The organism is Bacteroidales bacterium (assembly GCA_023229505.1).
Taxonomy (GTDB): Bacteria; Bacteroidota; Bacteroidia; order Bacteroidales; family JAGOPY01; genus JAGOPY01.
Genome location: JALNZD010000048.1, coordinates 1 through 19,830, shown reverse-complemented (window position 1 = coordinate 19,830; position 19,830 = coordinate 1). Strand labels below are relative to the sequence as shown.

General features: G+C 37.3%; 21 protein-coding genes and 1 pseudogene. All 22 read left to right on the top strand.

The window, feature by feature from the left end; translation table 11 throughout:
- The first annotated feature begins 18 nt into the window (after positions 1–18).
- The 22 genes and pseudogenes from M0Q51_14390 to M0Q51_14285 all read left to right on the top strand — a co-directional run bounded on the left by M0Q51_14390 (position 19) and on the right by M0Q51_14285 (position 19,469).
- A complete protein-coding gene (locus tag M0Q51_14390; protein MCK9401166.1) occupies positions 19–726 on the top strand; it encodes a class I SAM-dependent methyltransferase in 708 nt (235 codons plus the stop codon).
- 65 nt (positions 727–791) lie between these two features.
- On the top strand, positions 792–2,030 hold the full coding sequence (locus tag M0Q51_14385; protein MCK9401165.1) for a glycosyltransferase: 1,239 nt from the start codon (positions 792–794) through the stop codon (positions 2,028–2,030).
- A gap of 30 nt (positions 2,031–2,060) precedes the next feature.
- Positions 2,061–2,390, top strand: coding sequence for a hypothetical protein (locus tag M0Q51_14380; GenBank protein MCK9401164.1), 330 nt, complete (start codon positions 2,061–2,063; stop codon positions 2,388–2,390).
- A gap of 50 nt (positions 2,391–2,440) precedes the next feature.
- Complete coding sequence (locus M0Q51_14375) at positions 2,441–2,953, top strand: FkbM family methyltransferase (GenBank protein ID MCK9401163.1); 513 nt, start codon at positions 2,441–2,443, stop codon at positions 2,951–2,953.
- A gap of 235 nt (positions 2,954–3,188) precedes the next feature.
- Positions 3,189–4,184: a class I SAM-dependent methyltransferase gene (locus M0Q51_14370; GenBank protein ID MCK9401162.1), complete on the top strand. Its 996-nt coding sequence runs from the start codon at positions 3,189–3,191 to the stop codon at positions 4,182–4,184.
- Complete coding sequence (locus tag M0Q51_14365) at positions 4,069–5,595, top strand: polysaccharide biosynthesis C-terminal domain-containing protein (GenBank protein ID MCK9401161.1); 1,527 nt, start codon at positions 4,069–4,071, stop codon at positions 5,593–5,595. The genes M0Q51_14370 and M0Q51_14365 overlap by 116 nt, the downstream gene beginning before the upstream one ends.
- A 38-nt stretch (positions 5,596–5,633) precedes the next feature.
- Positions 5,634–6,125 carry a hypothetical protein gene (locus M0Q51_14360; GenBank protein MCK9401160.1) on the top strand — a complete coding sequence of 164 codons (492 nt, stop codon included), beginning with the start codon at positions 5,634–5,636 and terminating at the stop codon, positions 6,123–6,125.
- Positions 6,126–6,278: 153 nt separating this feature from the next.
- Positions 6,279–6,749: a glycosyltransferase gene (locus tag M0Q51_14355; GenBank protein MCK9401159.1), complete on the top strand. Its 471-nt coding sequence runs from the start codon at positions 6,279–6,281 to the stop codon at positions 6,747–6,749.
- 83 nt (positions 6,750–6,832) lie between these two features.
- Positions 6,833–7,744: an NAD-dependent epimerase/dehydratase family protein gene (locus M0Q51_14350; protein ID MCK9401158.1), complete on the top strand. Its 912-nt coding sequence runs from the start codon at positions 6,833–6,835 to the stop codon at positions 7,742–7,744.
- Positions 7,745–7,795: 51 nt separating this feature from the next.
- Positions 7,796–9,088, top strand: a complete 1,293-nt coding sequence (locus tag M0Q51_14345; protein MCK9401157.1) for a nucleotide sugar dehydrogenase — start codon at positions 7,796–7,798, stop codon at positions 9,086–9,088.
- A gap of 5 nt (positions 9,089–9,093) precedes the next feature.
- Complete coding sequence (locus tag M0Q51_14340) at positions 9,094–9,969, top strand: SDR family oxidoreductase (protein MCK9401156.1); 876 nt, start codon at positions 9,094–9,096, stop codon at positions 9,967–9,969.
- Positions 9,966–10,961, top strand: coding sequence for a Gfo/Idh/MocA family oxidoreductase (locus tag M0Q51_14335; GenBank protein ID MCK9401155.1), 996 nt, complete (start codon positions 9,966–9,968; stop codon positions 10,959–10,961). The genes M0Q51_14340 and M0Q51_14335 overlap by 4 nt, the downstream gene beginning before the upstream one ends.
- Positions 10,945–11,925 (top strand): GHMP kinase, encoded by a 981-nt coding sequence (locus M0Q51_14330; protein MCK9401154.1) that lies wholly within the window; start codon positions 10,945–10,947, stop codon positions 11,923–11,925. The genes M0Q51_14335 and M0Q51_14330 overlap by 17 nt, the downstream gene beginning before the upstream one ends.
- Positions 11,922–12,629 carry a nucleotidyltransferase family protein gene (locus M0Q51_14325; protein MCK9401153.1) on the top strand — a complete coding sequence of 236 codons (708 nt, stop codon included), beginning with the start codon at positions 11,922–11,924 and terminating at the stop codon, positions 12,627–12,629. The genes M0Q51_14330 and M0Q51_14325 overlap by 4 nt, the downstream gene beginning before the upstream one ends.
- Positions 12,626–13,225: an SIS domain-containing protein gene (locus M0Q51_14320; GenBank protein ID MCK9401152.1), complete on the top strand. Its 600-nt coding sequence runs from the start codon at positions 12,626–12,628 to the stop codon at positions 13,223–13,225. The genes M0Q51_14325 and M0Q51_14320 overlap by 4 nt, the downstream gene beginning before the upstream one ends.
- Positions 13,204–13,743 (top strand): HAD family hydrolase, encoded by a 540-nt coding sequence (locus M0Q51_14315; protein MCK9401151.1) that lies wholly within the window; start codon positions 13,204–13,206, stop codon positions 13,741–13,743. Before M0Q51_14320 ends, M0Q51_14315 begins: the two co-directional genes overlap by 22 nt.
- 11 nt (positions 13,744–13,754) lie before the next feature.
- Positions 13,755–14,471: a transaldolase gene (locus tag M0Q51_14310; protein ID MCK9401150.1), complete on the top strand. Its 717-nt coding sequence runs from the start codon at positions 13,755–13,757 to the stop codon at positions 14,469–14,471.
- Between the two features lie 267 nt (positions 14,472–14,738).
- Positions 14,739–15,142 (top strand): annotated as a pseudogene (locus M0Q51_14305) (NAD(P)-binding domain-containing protein).
- A gap of 434 nt (positions 15,143–15,576) precedes the next feature.
- Positions 15,577–16,593, top strand: coding sequence for a polysaccharide biosynthesis protein (locus tag M0Q51_14300; protein ID MCK9401149.1), 1,017 nt, complete (start codon positions 15,577–15,579; stop codon positions 16,591–16,593).
- Between the two features lie 6 nt (positions 16,594–16,599).
- Entirely contained in the window at positions 16,600–17,358 is a 759-nt protein-coding gene (locus M0Q51_14295) for an NAD-dependent epimerase/dehydratase family protein (GenBank protein ID MCK9401148.1), read from the top strand.
- Positions 17,359–17,451: 93 nt separating this feature from the next.
- Positions 17,452–18,450, top strand: coding sequence for a glycosyltransferase (locus tag M0Q51_14290; GenBank protein ID MCK9401147.1), 999 nt, complete (start codon positions 17,452–17,454; stop codon positions 18,448–18,450).
- A gap of 152 nt (positions 18,451–18,602) precedes the next feature.
- On the top strand, positions 18,603–19,469 hold the full coding sequence (locus tag M0Q51_14285; GenBank protein ID MCK9401146.1) for an FkbM family methyltransferase: 867 nt from the start codon (positions 18,603–18,605) through the stop codon (positions 19,467–19,469).
- Positions 19,470–19,830: the final 361 nt, after the last annotated feature.

Genomic DNA, 19,830 nt, shown 5'->3' with positions numbered 1-19,830 from the left:
CATCTTAAAACTATCATTTTGGAAACACTAGACAAACTAGGATTACTTCCATTTATGCGAAAGATTCAATACGATTTTTTTTCCTGGCGAAAAAACCGTTTAACCCAAAGTGAAATTGATGCAATTTATGTTGCACAATATCATCAAATGGCCGGGTATGGTGAATCACAGGAAACTAGTATTAGTTGGGAGTCTGATGATATCATCAAGCTCGCACATGCTAGAGCAATAATCCAGACTCTACCTGATATCAAAAAGTTATTGGTGGGAGGATGTTCATCTGGGATGGCTGTCTTGGCTTTCAGAAAGCTTGGAGTGGATGCTTGGGGCTTCGAGATTTCTCCAGACTTAGATCGCATTGTGATACCTGAAGTAAAAGCATATATCCGTCAGGGCTCAATGACAGATATTCCATTTGAATCGAGCGATAACTTCGATTGCTTAGTCACAACTGATGTGTTGGAGCATATTCAACTCAAAGATATTAAGAGAACTGTAAGTGAAATGGCGCGCCTTAATAGCAAATATATGATCCATTTGATAAACCATACGGCTATGACGCCTGATCACATGACGTTGAAGCCGTTAAAGTGGTGGGTTAATCAATTTAAACCCTATTATCGCTTTTGTTCCGATCTTGATGCAAAGGAAACTGGAAATATCCGTATTTATGGTCTGAACGGCGATCCTTTGCATGTTTATAAATTTTGGGAAAAGGCTCATTAAAAAACATTGAGGTATGCCGTGTTACAATAATAAGACAAATAGAAAATTATCGAGAGGTTAAATAAATGAATATTACTTTCTGGCATCATGAAATTCATGGACCAATAAATCTGGAAGAAATTTGGACTGGACAGCATGGTTATGGCGGATCTGTCTCTCGACTTCGTATTTTGTTTTGGCTTGCCAAGCGTGGTCATGTCGTTCAATTAATTGGTAATGTTATATCCGGTAATTTGAATGGTGTTACAGCATTAACAGGAATCGGCAACCTTGAATCCAGAACACTCCATAATAGTACAGAGCTGACTATATTGGTAATTAACGATGCCCCATCAGATGAAAACTGGCAAAAGGTCGAATACCTTCCGAATATGATCCGCCTTTATTGGGCAGGGGTGCCATTCCCTTTCAAATGGCTTGAGCGGATAAGGAATGGATCACTAGCTCGAATTGTTTGCGTTAGCCGGTATCACCGTGATTTATATCGAATTTATCGGGGCTTTGAACATATAGAGTATTCATATTCCGGCGTAGATCTGGATTTGATTGATAATGCTGATTGCTCGAAATTTTTAGAGCCCACAGTCCTATTTGTATCAATACCACGCCGAACAAAGGGATTCCATAATATTTTAAGTGCATGGAATTACGTGCGTAAAGAGATCCCAAATGCTCGTCTTCGAGTTTGTGGAGCAGCTTCAATGCATGATCCTAATACACTGCTTGGCAAAACAGGCATATTAGATGCGGAACTAGAAAAGGGGTATCCGATTTTTTTTTCAAATCCTCCTCAAACATGCCAAACTAATGGAATTGATCTCATGGGTTCGCGTAACCTTGCATCGGTATATAGTGACATTAAAGGTGCTAGCGTGGCAGTGGTTAATACTAATTGGAATGATTCATTAGAGACGTATTGTCGAAGCGCTGTAGAGGTTCAAGCATCCGGAGTGCCTGTGGTGGGTGCTAAAAGAGGATCATTGCCTGAGGTAGTCAAGGATGGAGTAACAGGAATCTTGGTTGATAAACCTGACCCAAATAAACTTGGTGAAGCTATTGTGAAGCTGTTAATTGATCGTGACTTAAGGCAAAAGATTGGGCGCGCTGCCAAAGATTGGGCACGTTCTCAGTCTGATTATGCAATTCTTGCGCAGGATTGGGAAGATATTGTTCAGAGAGCGAAGTCTGGGACGCCCGCTCCAATTGAGCACCTTCAAGTGAGTGATTATTTGCGTAACTTGGGTTATGGGCAGATGCGACTATGGTTAAAAAGACGGATTAGACACTTTTTAGGAATACTTTAAAAATTAAAATAATACTTAACTATTTTTAGCATGAATTTGAAACTGAAACAAACGCTTTATGAAAATCTTATCCCGCTATGGCCAATAAAGAGAGGCAAAACTCGCTGGTTGAACCTAGTTACGGGAGTTCTTGGAATTCAAGCCTATGGGTTTCTCAAAAAAAAACAGGTTGGAGATTATGCGCTTCGACTTGATCCAGGTGATCTGAACGATCGTATCTATTACTTTAAAATGGTTGGCGCAGGATACTTATTTTTGATGGAACGATTGCTTAGACGAGGCGACTGTGTTATTGATGTAGGTGTAAGTGTTGTCTACTTTAGTGCCTCATGCGCATTACGTGTCCATTCCGAGGGATAAGTTCGTTCTATTGAAGCGCATCACCATTCATGATTAAACGTCTTCGTGAAATGATAGCAGAGGTAGCCAACGGTCCAATCAGGGTTTATCATTCGGCGGTAGATAAGTCCACCGGACTGGTTTATTTTAACGTCGCATCCAATACTGGATGGTCATCATTACTCGAGAATGCAACTTTTGAAACCGTGAACAAAGTTCAGGTACAAGCTATCACACTTGATGATTTTGTACTTCGTGAAAATATTAAAAAGATCAGATTACTCAAACTTGATATTGAAGGTGCTGAAACTGATGCACTTATCGGAGCATCTAATCTACTGAAGAGTGGTTTAGTTGACTTCATCCTTGTAGAGGTGGATCCTTATCGACTCAAAGCATTTGGTCATACTGGTCAGGAATTGGCAAGCTTGATTGAAAAGAATGGCTATCTCCCGGTTTGTATGATTGAAAATGACACAATCATTCCTCTTTCAAAAGATAGACTTATCCCTGGTTCTTATAATTGCGATTATCTTTATGCCAAAGAGGAATTATACCAATCTGCGACCACTTCACTTTTCTAACTGTTAACAAGAAATCTTCAAGTAGTTCTTCTTCTTTAAAATTAGCATAATAGACTTATATGGGGTATCTAATCAGCTCACTAAGTTTTTCTGCTAAATTTGATAATCAGTTACTTACTATAAAATTGTCCATTTTTTTTAATCTATTTATATTCAGTTTATTACATGTTTCACGGGAGAAGATCGGATACCCCATTTTAAATTTTTTCTTATAAGCGAATCTAATAATTTAAATATGTACGCTGGATTTATAAGTGATAATAATCAACAAAATATCGATGATTTAGTTCTATTGCAAAATAAACTTGATATATACTATTCCAATATTCACAAGGAAAACTATTGGGAAATAGCAGACTCCGGGAATGCTTTCTATTCTCCAGCTAAGTTACCTTATCATTGCGAACTCCTTCAACAAATTGAGCGCAATAGTGGTTTCATTGCAGATTTGGGTTGTGGATCTAGTCATTTGTTGCGTCATTTAGAAGAACAGGATAAATATACCGGAATAGATACAAGTGCTGAACAAATTGCGAAAAATAAGGTGCGATATCCACAATCCAACTTCAAGGTGGCCAGCGTTTACAATACAGAATTACCTGAGGCAACGTTTGATTGGGTGATATCACTTTACACCTTGGAGCATTGTGTTTACCCTAAAAAATTAATAGACGAGATGATACGTCTGACCAAACCTGGCGGACGCCTTGTTATTATTTGCCCTCATTTCAGACCTAATCCTATGCCTTCAATGTGGTATGGACGTGATCCACGTCCACTTCGGAAGAAGCTCGTCAAGGGGTTGATTGGAGACTGTATATTTGATGTATGGGAACGAAATCTGAGATTTCCCCGGCAACTGCTTCGTGCTCATCTGAATGAAGGAGGTTTCTTAATATATAAAGATCCGCGCTGCTTCTATACACAATTTTATTCTGATATTGATGCCGTTTATTGGACTTGCTATCCTGAGCTTTGTGCATATATTCAGCTAAAGAACTTCAAAATTGGGCAGGATCATCTGAAAATAGGCAATCCGATGCCTGGCAATAGGTTTTTATTGCTGAGAAAAGTTGAATTTATTAAACCTATTAAAAAAACTAATATTATTTCTTTTGACTACAACCAGGCGAATTATATCGGGTGGCATAGCTGCATGGAGTGGGATTGGTATAAACCTTCTGACTCAACTTTTACTTGTTCCGATTTACCTTCAGTTTTGGGACAGTAAGACTTATGGCATTTGGTTAGCAGCTCAGGCGTTGATAGGTATGTTTCAACTTCTTGATCTTGGGCATCAGCAATTTTTGCGTTACGAATTTCTGCGCATCGGCGCCCAGAACAGGTGTCTGATAAAGTTGGTGTTGTGGTCCTCAATGCCAATCGCTTTAACGCTTGGAATAATCGAATTTTCGATTATATTTTTACTAAACTTTTTTGGCATTCTCCCTCATTTTTTAGGCAGTGAACCAAATTTATCACAGTCGGGTGGGCTGATTGTCTTGTTTTCTATTTTGGTGTGGGCTTTTACCGGTTCTATCCTTGGTATAGCTACTCAAGCCTTGTTCCCCTTTGGTTATTACCCCCGATTTGCATGGTGGGGAGTTGTAATGACACTTTTTACCAATATTTGCCCACTTTTTGCTGTTCTTCTTGGCTCTTCACTCCTCGAAACAGGTATTATTTGGGCTATTAGCATCTTTCTGGTCAATATCCCTTTCGGCATTGATACTTGGCGGTTATTAGTTAAGGAGGGATTGTATCCTGTCAAACCCAATTTAAAGCTTGGTTTGAAAAACTTCTTTAACTCGCAATTATTAACACTAAAGTCCCTTTTGGAAATGATTCGCCAGCAAGGCTATCGTCTTCTTCTTTTGCCATTATCAGGGTTGTCTGGAATGGTTGCGTTTGTAACTATGCGAACAGGGGCAAGTGTTGCGCTACAAGGATTAGCGACAATCACAAACCCAATAATGCCCGAACTTATGCGATTTTTAAATCAGCGGGACCAGAGACGTAGCGAAATGACATTTAGTATTATATGGTTGGCTGTAATTTGTGCAATGGCTCCATCAGTAATTATTTTACAAGCTTTTGTAGGGCCTTTTTTCGAAATATGGACACGGGGAAAAGTTATTTTCGATCCAATGTTGTTCGGCATGTTATCTCTGGGAGTATTAATATTTGGTATTGCTCAGCCGGCGATGGCAATTACACAAGGTAATAATCTATTACGAGCCCAGCTCCGGATTTCAGCACTGTCTGGTTTTCTTGCTTTAGTTGGCTTGTTTTTATTTGTGAAAGTTATGGGGATTAGCGGCGCTGCACTTGCTTTGCTTATTACAGAGATTGCAAGTGTAATATGTTACGTTTTGGTGGCACGCAAGTGGCTGAAAGATAATGCATTGAGGTGGCCAACCAGCGTATTCCGGTGGGTACTTGCATCGCTCTTGGTAACGGCAATAAGTATGGCAGCAATGATAATGTGGCCAACATTTCACATAGCGTTTGTCACATTAGGGTTTGCCGCTCAGGTATTTTGTGTCATTAGATATTGGCGTTTTCTCTCTGTGGAATCTCGACTGCATGCATCAAATCTGATCTTACGATTTTTACCAGTTGCATTTAGACGAAAGTTATAGAGGAAAATTGTTTAAGATAAATAGAAAATGAATGTTTTGTGGCAAATTTAAAATTATACGTTCTGAAAAAGGAAAGATTTATGAAAGTTGTTTTCGTAGGAACATTTGAAAAGGGTTGCACAACTCTTACTCGCTTGAATGCGTTGGAAGGATTTAAAACTTGCGAGGTTTATCCTTTTGATTCAGACCCTTATTTTGCTCAACCTTTTAAATTTCAATGGCTAAATCGTATCGATTACTTTCTACTTATTTCGCTCCGCTATAGGAAAAGCAACTGTGACCTTCTCCGCTTTTGTGAAAAAATTAACCCTGTAATCATTTGGATTGATAAGGGGTTTTGGATTTGGCCTTCTACACTAAAATTACTTAAGGAACGTGGGGTGTTTCTCGTACATCACAATACAGATTCGTTAAATCCTGTAAAATGGTATGTTAAATTAGCTTACCGTTTGATACGCCGTACATTACCTCTGTTTGATCTTTACTTTACAACAAACCTTCAGGATTATATAGCTTTAAAAAAAATATAAATCAACCTCATATTGAGCTTACGTATATTGGTTATGATCATAAACGTTTCGATAACTCCCCAATCCCGCAAAGCATTAAAGAACAATGGAAGAATGAACTATTGTTTGTTGGACATTATGAGCCGCGCACGTGCGATGGAATTAATGCATTAATTGAACAAGGGGTTACCCGTAGCTGTTTATGGTGCAGGCTGGAACCGTGCAATGGAGTACGATAAGTTGCATGACCATGTGAATTTTCGACGTCTTAATAATGAAGAATATTTGTATGCATTAAAAAGTGCAAAGATAGGTCTCTGTTTTGTTTCAGAACTTAATGGAAACCAAACGGCCGGCAGGAGCTTTGAAATTCCTGCATGTGGTACATTTTTATTGGCGATGAGGACAAAGCAACATACGGAATGCTATTTGGAAGGGAAAGAAGCAGAATTTTTTAGCAGTAATCAAGAACTTGTGCAAAAGGCACGTTATTACCTCGAACACGACGATCAGCGCAAAGAGATCGCCCTTCGCGGTTATCAGCGATGCACAGCTTCAGACTATTCCTGGTTCCTGTATATGCGTGATGATTGGGACAAGGTTTGTAAAGCCATGGAAAAAAGAGTAAAAGGTAATATTGGTTAGGTTTCTTTTAAAAGTATGATAATATGACATTGGGGCCAATAAGATTCTTTGTAACCGGAGGCGCCGGGTTCATAGGGAGCAATATGGTTGATCATTTGCTACAAATGGGATCCTCGGTTGTTGTTTATGATAATTTTTCGACGGGGCATAAACGCTTTCTTGAACAAGCCTTGACCAATCCATTATTCACTTTAATTGATGGCGATATCCTTAATTTAGACTGCCTTACCAAGGCTATGGCTAGCTGTGATTTCGTGTTCCATTTTGCCGCTAATGCCGATGTCCGTTTTGGTACCGAACACCCACGTAGAGATTTGGAACAAAACACCATTGCCACTTACAACGTGCTCGAAGCAATGCGAGTCAATGGCATCAAACGAATTGCCTTTTCCTCTACCGGTTCTGTCTATGGTGAAGCAGCAGTGTTCCCCACGCTGGAGGATGCGCCGTTCCCGATTCAAACATCCCTTTATGGTGCCTCGAAGCTTGCGTGTGAAGGATTGATTGCGGCGTATTGCGAAGGTTTCAGTTTCCAGTCCTGGATTTTTCGATTCGTTTCCATTCTCGGTGAACGCTACACCCATGGCCATGTATTCGACTTTTACAAAAATCTTAAAAAAGATCCAAAAAGTTTAAAAGTTTTAGGAAATGGCAAGCAGCGTAAATCCTACCTATATATCAAAGACTGTTTAAATGCCATTCAGATTGCAATAGAAATATCCTCAGATAAAGTCAATATTTTTAATCTTGGTGTTGATTCCTACTGTGAATTGAATGATTCCATTGGTTGGATATGCGCGGAATTAGGAGTTCAACCACAATTGGAATACACAGGAGGTGATAGAGGCTGGATTGGGGATAACCCTTTTATTTTCTTAGACACTTCAAAAATGCGTGCATTGGGTTGGAAACCGAAACTAAGTATTCAAGAGGGAGTTATTCAAACAGTGCGATACTTGAAAGAAAATGAGTGGGTGTTCCAGGCCAGGGATTAATATAGTATTTTACAGTGAGTACGTGATAATTTTAAACATCATTTAAGCTATATGAAAGTATGTGTACAGGGTTTATGGCATTTAGGATGCGTAACTGCAGCCTGTCTTGCGTCGCTTGGGAATAAAATCATAGGTTTAGACTATGATCACAAAGTAATTTATGATTTGAATAATGGCATTCCTCCCATTTTTGAGCCCGGGCTCGAGGATTTATTAAAACAAGGAATCGCTGGAGATTTACTTAAGTTTTCTGATGGTTCTGAAATTGATCTCAGCGATATTGAGATGCTCTGGATAGCATACGATACTCCTGTTAATGAGGATGATATTGCTGATGTGGGTTTCGTTTTCGATCAGATAGTAAAAACTGTGAAGTTTTTGCCATCAGAAACAACAATCATTATTTCATCACAAATGCCTGTTGGTTCGATTAAAAAGCTGGAAATTATTGCAGATCATTTGTTTCCTGATAAACACTTTGGATTTGTGTACTCACCTGAAAATTTGAGACTAGGAAAAGCACTAAACGTGTTTCTAAATCCTGATCGAATTATAGTAGGCGTAAGAAGGAACATAGATAGACTGCGTCTTGAAATATTGCTTAATCCAATTACCAGCAATATTGAATGGATGTCAGTTGAGTCAGCCGAAATGACTAAACATGCCATTAATGCATTTCTTGCAACTTCTATTGTTTTTATGAACGAGATTGCTTCGATATGCGAATTAGTTGGCGCCGATGCAAAGGAAGTTGAGCGAGGATTAAAATCAGAAAATCGTATTGGACCAAAAGCTTATCTTTCTCCAGGTGGTCCTTTTGCTGGCGGTACTTTAGCACGAGACTTAGTGTTTCTAAATAATATCAGCAGTGAAAAAAAATTATCAACCCCTCTTCTTTCATCAATATTGCAAAGCAACGACGAACATAAGAATTGGGTAAAAAGAAAGATACAGTCAGTTTGCCCTGAGTTAACTCAATGCTCAATCGCAATTTGGGGTCTTACATACAAACCAGGAACAGATACACTACGACGTTCTTTATCTGTTGAACTGTGCTATTGGCTCATTGACCAGGGTGTTTCTATTCAAGTGCATGATCCTGTGGTTAAAGAATTACCACTTGAATTATCAAGGAGTGTCAAAAAATGTGATAACCCTTTAGATGTTTTGGCCGGAGTACAAATACTAGTAATTGCCACAGAATGGCCTATTTACAAGGAAATTATCGCAGATAACGTAGCTAAATTGAATTCCGGTCTTATAATAATTGATGCTAACCGTTTTTTGACACAATTTGCATCTGATAATCGATTTAAATATTTGGCAGTTGGGACATCAAATTAATCATAATGGATCAATTTTTAAAAAATAAAATAGCTATTATTACTGGTGGGAATCAGGGGTTTGGTCTTGATGTTGCTAAAGAATATTTGAAAGCAGGAGCAAGTGTTGCTCTTTGTGCACGTAACGAGCAGCTTTTATCAAAGGTTTCTGAGGATCTTCGTTTTTTAATATCTCCCGATCAAAAGATTTTGGCTATTACAGCAGATGTCTCTAAAGAAAATGATGTCCGGAATTTTGTTGATAAAACAATAAATGAGTTTGGCCATATCGACATTCTGGTAAATAATGCAGGAGTTTACGGACCAAAAGGGTCAATTGAAGAAGTAGATTGGTTAAGTTGGGTTCATGCGATTGAAATAAATCTTTTTGGTTCCATACTCATGTGTCGTGCTGTATTGCCATTTTTTAAGAAACAAGGATATGGCAAGATTATCCAGCTTTCTGGGGGTGGGGCAACCAATCCAATGCCAAAAATAAGCGCTTATGCTGTATCAAAGGCTGCAATCGTGCGTTTTGTTGAAACGCTCGCTGAAGAGGTTCTTGAGTTCAAAATCGACGTGAATGCTATTGCCCCGGGAGCACTAAACACGCGATTGCTCGATGAAGTACTTGCTGCTGGACCAGAAAAGGTCGGCCAATTATTTTATGAAAAATCAATAAAGCAGAAAGAATCAGGTGGTGTCAGCTTCGATCATGGGACAGCTCTTGCTATTTTTTTGGCATCTGATTTAAGTAATGGCATCACTGGTAAACTGATCAGCGCAGTGTGGGATAAATGGGAGAATTGGCCCAATCACATAGACGAATTGCAAACCAGCGATGTTTATACCCTTCGTCGAATTGTTGGAAAGGATCGAAATTTAAATTGGGGAGACAAATGATTTTTAAAATTGGAATTATTGGTTGCGGACTTATTGGTCAGAAGCGCGCTAAAGCGCTCGGTGGTAAGGGTCGGTTGGTTGCCTGCGCAGATGTAAATGAGTCAAGGGCAAAAGCATTGGCAGGCAACAGCGATGCTAAGGTATTCAGCGACTATCGTGACCTCTTGGCTCTGGCGGAGGTAGAAATCGTTGTTATTGCCACACTGCATGATTCGCTTGCGGAGATCACCCTGGCTGCAATTGAAGCAGGCAAGCATGTTTTAGTGGAAAAGCCCGCGGCACGTACTCCCGCAGAATTAAAACCAGTAATGTTAGCCGCTGAAAAACTTGGGGTTAAGGTACATGTAGGTTTCAACCACCGCTATCACCGCGCTTTCCGCAAAGCACGAGCGTTATTTGAGGCCGGGGCTTTAGGTGAGTTAATGTTCATACGTGGAAGATATGGACATGGCGGGCGGATTGGTTATGACAAAGAATGGAGGTCTAAACCCGAGCTTTCCGGAGGCGGTGAATTGATCGACCAGGGCCCGCATCTTATTGACCTTTCACGCTGGTTCCTCGGTGAGTTTGAAGACGTACAGGGATTCGCTAATACTTATTTCTGGAATATGCCTGTGGATGACAATGGGTTCATGCTACTAAAAACCGCAAACCAGCAGGTGGCCTTTCTTCATGCCAGTTGTACAGAGTGGAAGAATCTTTTTTCCATGGAGATATATGGTCACGATGCAAAGTTGGAAATCTCTGGTCTGGGTGGAAGTTACGGAGTTGAGCGTTTGACCTATTACAAGATGTTACCCGAAATGGGACCACCTGAGACAACGACCTGGGAATACCCGATGGGAGATGACTCCTGGGCCACTGAACTTGAAGAGTTTTACGAAGATATTAGGTTGAACCGTGAACCATCAGTTGGGCTAAAAGATGCCTGGCAGGCTTTAACAGTAATTGAAAAAATTTACAAAAATTCTGGTTATGATTATCACACGTAGTCCGTTACGAATCACTCTTGGCGGTGGCGGCACCGATCTCCCTTCTTATTATCGTGATCATGAGGGTTTCCTTGTTGCAGCCGCGATCAATAAGTATGTATATGTGACAGTCATGCGCCCTTTTACCGAGGGAATTTATCTCAAGTATTCCGAATTGGAGCATGTGGCTGGTGTCGAAGAAGTAAAGCACCGAATAATCCGTGAGGCTTTACGCATACTGAATCTGCGTACTCCGCAAATTGAAGTGACTACCTTGGCTGATATCCCGGCTGGTACGGGTTTGGGCTCATCGGGTAGTTTTACAACAGCTTTAATTCATGCGCTTTATGCGCATCGAAAACATCCTATTCAACCCCAGGAATTGGCAGAAATGGCTTGCCAGATTGAGATTGATCGTCTCGGTGAGCCGATTGGGAAACAGGATCAATACATCGCTGCGTATGGCGGACTGACCTGTTTTACTTTCCATAAAGATGACCGCGTTACGGCAGTACCACTTAAGATTTCCATGGACACATTGTTTGATATGGAGGATAACATTTTACTATTTTTTACAGGCTATTCTCGCAGTGCTAGTAGCATTTTAAAAGATCAAAATACACGAACAAAAAGCAGTGATGAAGAAATGTTGAAGAATCTGCATTTTGTTAAGGAGCTTGGCTACCGTAGCAAAGAAGCGCTGGAGGCAGGTGATGTTGAATTGTTTGGAAAATTAATGTATGAGCACTGGGAACACAAAAAGCAACGTTCCGGAGGGATGAGTAACCAAAAAATTGATGAGTGGTACGAACTTGGCATGAAGAACGGCGCAGTTGGTGGTAAATTGGTTGGGGCAGGTGGTGGAGGATTCTTAATGTTCTATGCTACTGACCGTAACAAACTCCGTCATGTCATGAAAAAGGCGGGGTTGGAAGAAGTTCGTTTCGGCTTTGATTTCGAAGGTACCAAAGTTGTTCTTTCATGAGTCTGCCGGTTGCGATACTCGCTGGTGGTATGTCCACTCGGTTAAGACCAATTACTGAAAAGATACCTAAGTCTCTGGTCGATGTTGGGGGTAAACCTTTCATAATCCGGCAACTAGAATATTTGCGGCGTCAAGGGATTACTCGTGTTATACTGTGCCTGGGTTATATGGGCGATCAAGTTGAAGCTATTGTGGGTGATGGATCCGATTTTGGTATAATAGTTAGTTATTCGCATGATGGTCCACGTTTGCTTGGTACAGGTGGTGCTTTGAAGCAAGCTTTGCCGCTATTGGGAGAGCAGTTTTTTGTATTTTACGGAGATTCTTATCTGCCAATCGATTTTCGGGCAGTGGAACGTAACTTTCTCCTAAGCGGTAAACTGGCGATAATGACGGTGCTTAAAAACAGTGGCCAATGGGATAAGAGCAATGTGTTATTCAAAGATAGTATTATATTTGAATACGATAAGCAAGCGCCAAACCCTGAAATGGCGTACATTGACTATGGGCTTGGGGTGCTGTCTGCTTCGGTACTTGAGAATGTGCCATTCAATAAGCCGTATGATCTGGCCGATATTTATCACGAACTTTCGCTTCAGGGTTTGTTGGCAGGTCACGAGGTGTTTGAGCGATTTTATGAGATTGGGTCTCATAAAGGACTTCAAGAGACAATAAATTATTTTAAACAAACAGATATCCTATGAATTACACAAAAAAACACTTAAATGAAGCCATCGAAATCCTCAACAAGATCGATGTTGATGCGATTGAGAAGATGGCAGACTTGCTTGTATTAATTAAGCAAACCGGTGGTAGGATTTTTTTTCTTGGAGTTGGGGGTAGCGCAGGTAATTGTTCTCATGCAGTGAATGATTTCCGAAAGATTGTCGGAATCGAATCCTATGCACCAACGGATAATGTCTCTGAATTGACTGCACGAACCAATGATGAAGGTTGGGATACAATTTTCGCTGAATGGCTCAAAACAAGTAAGTTAAATAGCAATGATACCTTGTTTATTCTTTCAGTTGGTGGCGGTAATATCGAAAAAAACATTAGCCCAAATCTGGTGAAAGCATTGCAGTTGGCAAAAGAAAGAGGATCGAAGATTATTGGTATCGTTGGCAGAGATGGCGGATATACCGTTAAAGTTGCTGATGCCGCAGTAATCGTACCAACCGTAAATCCCGAAACTGTTACGCCACATTCCGAAGCCTTTCAGGCAGTGATATGGCATTTACTGGTATCTCATCCAAAACTTAAGGTCAATCAGACCAAATGGGAATCAACCCAAAAGTAAAAGCCGTTTTTCTCGACAGGGATGGTGTCTTGAATAATGCCGTTATTGTTGATGGAAAACCATATCCGCCTAAATCAGTTAATGAACTGGTAATACCTGAAGGAGTAAAAGAAGGGTTAAAACAACTCAAAGAACTTGACTATTTGCTAATCGTTATTACCAACCAGCCGGATGTAGCAAGAGGTACAACACCAATGAAAATTGTTGATGACATCAATAACTATCTGAAACAAGAATTAATCATTGATGATTTCTTTTGTTGTGTTCATGATAACGCGGATAATTGTGAATGTAGAAAACCGAAGCCAGGAATGATCCAAACTGCAGCAAAAAAATGGAATATTGATTTAGACTATTCTTTTATGGTAGGCGATCGCTGGAGAGATATTGAAACCGGCAAAAATGCTGGAGTCAAAACGATTCTTATTGACTTAGAATATAAAGAAAAGAACATTAAACCTGACTACAACAGTCGTAATTTTCTAGAAGCAACACAAATAATTATTTCACTTACTTAATTTTAAATATTATGAAAATTTTAGATTCGCTTAAAGTAAAAATTTTTGCAGATGGAGCTGACAAAAATGGAATGATCGAAATGTACAATAAACCTTTAATAAAGGGGTTAACGACAAATCCAACCTTAATGAAAAGAGCCGGAATTACCGATTATGAAAGTTTTGCCAGAGATATTTTAAAAACAGTTACTGATAAACCTCTGTCTTTGGAAGTTTTTTCAGACGAATTGGACGAAATGAAACGTCAGGCACTTAAAATAGCAACCTGGGGGGATAATGTTTATGTAAAAATTCCAATTACCAATACAAAAAAAGTATCAACCTGTGCACTAATAAAAGAATTAAGCGACAGTGGCGTTAAACTAAACATTACTGCAATCATGACCTTGGGACAAGTTCGTGACGTCGTTTTAAGCCTTAATCCCGAAGTATCTTCTTATGTTTCCGTTTTTGCAGGTAGAATCGCTGATACCGGAATAGATCCAATATCATTAATGTCAGCGGCAGTGGAGGTTACCAAACTAAAACCGAAGGCAGAAGTAATTTGGGCTAGTCCAAGAGAACTTTTAAATATTTTCCATGCAGATCAGATTGGTTGCCAAATTATTACCGTAACTAATGACATCTTAAAAAAGCTTGATTTGGTAGGATATGATTTAGAGAATTATTCGCTTGATACTGTGAAGATGTTTTATAAGGATGCAACTGTAGCTGGTTTTAATCTTTAATGTTGATATTCTCCATATATAGCAACATAAATAAAAGTTTCGGGTAATTTTTCGAATATAATTTTTATTTGGGTTTGTTAGTTTACCAATCTTTGCACTTATTCCACAGATTAGGTAATCGACAACATTTAGAAGCATCGTGGTTAGAACATCTCTCTAATCTTTATGAAATGAATCTGATAATCATTCGGTTTTGAAAGGTATATTCTTACTATGAGAAATTTAAGATTTATTCATTCAAAAAATTATAATAATAATAATAATAAAATGGAAAAAATATCAATTATAGGCTTGGGTTATGTAGGTCTTCCTTTAGCAATTGAATTCGCAAAAAAAAATTATGTGGTCGGGTTTGATATTAATAATCATAGAATTGAAGAATTGAGTAGCGGACATGATTCAACATTAGAAGCTTCCGATGAAGAACTTTCAAAAGTTTTAAATTCAGGTAATAATTCCAATTTTGGACTAAAACTGACTACTAATATAGAAGATATTAAATCCTCAAATATCTATATAGTAACCGTTCCAACCCCCATTTCAGCAGACCGACGACCAGATATGACTCCATTAATAAAAGCGTCAGAAACAATTGGTGCAGTTATAAAAAAGGGGATATCGTAATATATGAATCAACTGTTTACCCAAGTGCAACGGAAGAAGTTTGTATACATTCCAGAGCACCTAATTGAATTAACACTCAGAGAAAAAAATCATACTTATCTATACCCTCATTGGCGTCATAAATATTGGGATTTTCTGATATTAAAAGATTGCATCAGAAATTATAAGGTATTTTTACCAAAAGAGACCCAAAAAGCCATGAAAGATTATAAATACAATCTAATTTTTCAATTCTATAAATCAATGTTAATACTGTTAAAACACAAACAGTATTGTAGAATTAAAGAAGGATTGTCAATATGGAAAGACTCACCATTTTTTCTTCTAAAAATCTGGGGATTAATATTTAATTTTAATTCCCGCCTCCAATGGTACAACAAACATAACTATTGGGATGAACTAAAATATCAAATATAATCAGTTATTATTCTTTAAAAGAAACAATACACTTAACAAAACATCATTAAATAATTTTAGATATATGGACACTAATTTTGATAACAAAACCTTATTAATTACTGGTGGTACAGGCTCTTTCGGAAATGCTGTATTAAAACAATTTCTTAAAACTAAAATTAAAGAAATCCGAATTTTCAGTCGAGATGAAAAAAAACAGGATGAAATGCGACTTAAATATCAAAGCGAAAAGCTAAAATTTTTTCTTGGTGATGTTCGGGAAATTAATTCAATATATGAAGCAACAAAAGATGTTGATTATGTTTTTCATGCAGCAGCACTAAAACAAGTTCCAAGTTGTGAATTCTTCCCATTACAGGCAGTTGAGACGAATATTTTAGGAGCTTCAAATTTACTGGAATCTGCATATAGAAACAATGTAAGTAAAGTAGTGGTACTTAGCACAGACAAGGCAGTTTATCCAATAAATTCGATGGGGATTTCAAAAGCTATGATGGAGAAAGTGATGATAGCAAAATCAAGATATTTGGATCCTAATAAGCAAGTATTCTGTGGTACCAGATATGGAAATGTTATGGGCTCACGTGGTTCAGTTATTCCATTATTTATAACCCAAATTAAGGAAGAAAAACCGATTACAATTACAGATCCTTCAATGACCAGATTCATGATGTCGCTTGATGAATCTGTTGACTTAGTTAAATTTGCTTTTAACCATGCTGTTCCTGGTGATATTTTTGTTCAGAAAGCTCCTTCTTGTACGATATTAGATTTAGCAAAGGCACTTATAGAAATATTCAATTCAAAAAGTGAAATAAAAATAATTGGTACACGTCATGGAGAAAAAGTTCATGAAACACTTTGCAATAGAGAAGAAATGACGAAAGCTATTGATCTCGGTTCCTTTTATAGAATACCATCTGATAATAGGGATTTAAACTACTCATTATACTTAGAGAAAGGAACAGAAAAAAGCAAGATAGCAGAAGAGTTTAACTCATACAATACAAAACAATTAAATGTTAATGAAACAATAGAATTGTTAATTGGATTGGATATTATCAAAGAAGAACTTAAATAATCCACAATGAGAGTTGGAATTACAGGACAAAATGGTTTTATAGGTACACATTTGTTTAACTTTTTAAATTTGGATAAAAACAAATTTGAAACAGTCCAATTTGAAGATGACTATTTTGAAGATCAACACCTATTAGAAGAATGGGTTACGAGTTGTGATGTAATAGTACATCTTGCCGCAATGTGCAGACATGAAGTCTTAGATGTTGTTTACAACACGAATATTAATCTAATAAATAAACTAATCGCTTCACTAGATAAAACGAATACAAAACCTCACATTATATTTACTTCTAGCATTCAAGAAGAACTAAATTCTGAATATAGCAAATCAAAGAAAGAAGGTCGTAATTTATTAGGTAAGTGGGCAAAGGAAAATAATGTTCCGTTTACAGGTATGATATTGCCCAATGTTTATGGCCCACTTGCACGACCAAAGTATGCTTCTGTAATAGCTACATTTTCATATCAACTTACACATAATGAGATTTCCAAAATAATTGTAGATGCAGAACTGAAGCTAATCTACATAAATGATTTAGTGAAAATAATCTTACAATGTATCATTAATAAAGAGAACAATCCGAACTATATAGTTTCTTTTACCGATCAAAAAAAAGTTTCGGTAATTTTGAATCAATTAGAGTACTACAATGAGTGTTACTCTAAATATGGTGTTATGCCTGAGATAAACAGTCCTTTTGATTTTAATTTGTTTAATACCTTCAAAAGCTACATTGATCATCCGTTGTTACCCTCCAAATAAAAAGCAATAAATTTTTGAACCTCGAAATCAAAATTGCGTTTCATATGCCTTTTAATAATTTGTTAAAAAATACATTCTACAATTCATAAAACTATGAAAGTTACAATAATAGGAAGCAAGGGATATGATACGCTTGAGTATCACTTGGCAGACTCATTTCGTTTTTTAGGTCATGAGGCTATAATTTTAGACATAACCGATGTTGTTCCTATCAAATATGCAATTAACTACCATGCTATTAAATACTTTATTAAGTACGATGAATTTTTATTTAAAAAGTTAGCGAAAAAAGTAATTGAGATCAAACCTGATTTAGTAATTGGCACTTATCGTTTTATTAATCCGCTTTGCATTAAAATAATAAAAAATGAACTGCAACATATCCCGGTTATTCATATCAATCCCGATGCCCTCACAAACTTCGAACATCAACAAATATTTGCTTCACCCTATGATTTCTATTTCACAAAAGATCCCTATATTGTTAATTTCATGAAACAAAAGATGGATTTGAATGCAAAGTACTTACCAGAGGCATTTAATCCTCGTGTGCATCAAAAACCAAATTTAAATAGGATTGAACTTGAGAGACAAACTAATATAGATGTTTTGGCTTTTGGATCTTTATACCCTTATAGAGCTAGTATGATTAAGAAATTAGTTAATTCTGGTGTTAATGTAACTTTATTTGGTAAAAAAGACAAGCGATTTTTCATACCCGAACTTGATAAATATTTCCGTAACGAATGGATCACAGGTGAAAGAAAAGCAGAATTGCTATTCGGATCAAAAATTTTATTTAATAATTTTCACTATGCTGAGATCGAATCTGTCAATGGTAAGTTTTTCGAAAGTGCTGGAATCGGGGCTTTCCAGATTTGTGATTATCGAGTAACTGTCAATGAATTCTCAAAGGTTGATGCTGCTAAATTTACTTTCAAATCCATTAACGAAGCTATTGACCTAATTAAATTCTATCTGGATAAACCTGCATTAAGGCATGAAATGGCGAACATTCAATATGATCATTTTTTGCAGAATCACACTTACGAACATAGAGTTAGAAAAATACTTGAAACCGTATTTAAATGAAAATTTTATATCTGGGGAACAATTCTTTCAGACTACACAAACGAGGTGTTGAAAATGTTATCGAGTTCCAATCAAAAGCTTTTGATTTCGACCGCATATATTATCTTCATTGGGGTTCAAACATAACTATAAATCATTAAAAATTTAAAAAAATGAAGAAACTGATTTTCAAAATAATTATTTTTTTTATGGGAAGGGATGCATATCGTCTAGGGAGAGGTTTATATATGTTTTGTCGCGGTGATATAAATAATAACAGTAATACTAATGGTGAATTTATGGTGCAAAAAGCTGTTTTGCTCGCTAAAAATGTACATAATGAAAATAAATTTGTAATATTTGATATAGGGGCAAATATTGGGGAGTGGTCTAATAATCTTTTGCTACTATCTCGAGATCTCAAAAATAATAGTTCGTTTAACTTATTTTTGTTTGAGCCAGCTCCAGACATTGCATCCACGCTGAAAAATAATTTACTAAATACTAATGCTAATATTTGTATCGAGGAAATTGCGATGTCTAATTCTGACGGGTTTGCGGAATTTTATATTGGAGGATTGAATTCTGAATCAAATTCCTTCTACCCTGAAGGAATAGCAGATAAAAAAACTAAAATAACCGTACAACAAAATACTGTAAATCAATATTGCGAATCAAAAAAAATATCACATGTTCATCTCCTAAAATGTGATACTGAAGGACACGATATGGAAGTAATTCTAGGCACATTGCCGATGTTTAAGAATGAAAATATTTCAGTATTGCAATTTGAGTATAATCATACTTGGGTATTTGGTAAACACTTTTTACGAGATGTATTTTCAGCAATTGAATTCTTGCCCTATAAGATTACAAAACTACAGGCCGACCATTTATTAGTCTTTGAAGAATGGCATCCAGAACTTGAACGATTTTTTGAAGGAAATTATGCTATTGTACACAATGATGCTATTAGCTGGTTCAAAACAAAAATTGCACACTTCGATAAATGGGGTACACTTAGAATATCGTGCTCATAAGATTCTCGAATTATTGAATTTTAGGTCCTGGTGTCATGTCACAGTTAATATGACGTAATTTAATTTTAATTTTGTATCTTAGCCGAAAAAAACGGTTATGGACACGTACAAGGTAACATTGACCTCTGAAGAGAGAGAACAATTGATTGAGATTACACGAACTGGTACTCATGCGGCCAAGAAAATTATACATGCATTGATTTTGTTGAATGTTGACAGGGAAACCCAGGCGGAACAATATAATACTCCCCAAAATTCAGACCACTGGTTAAGTTGAAAAAAGTCTAATTTTAACAGTGGTATTATGAAAGCAAAAAGAAGAAAATTTACGGCGGCCTTTAAGGCCCGGGTAGCCATTGAA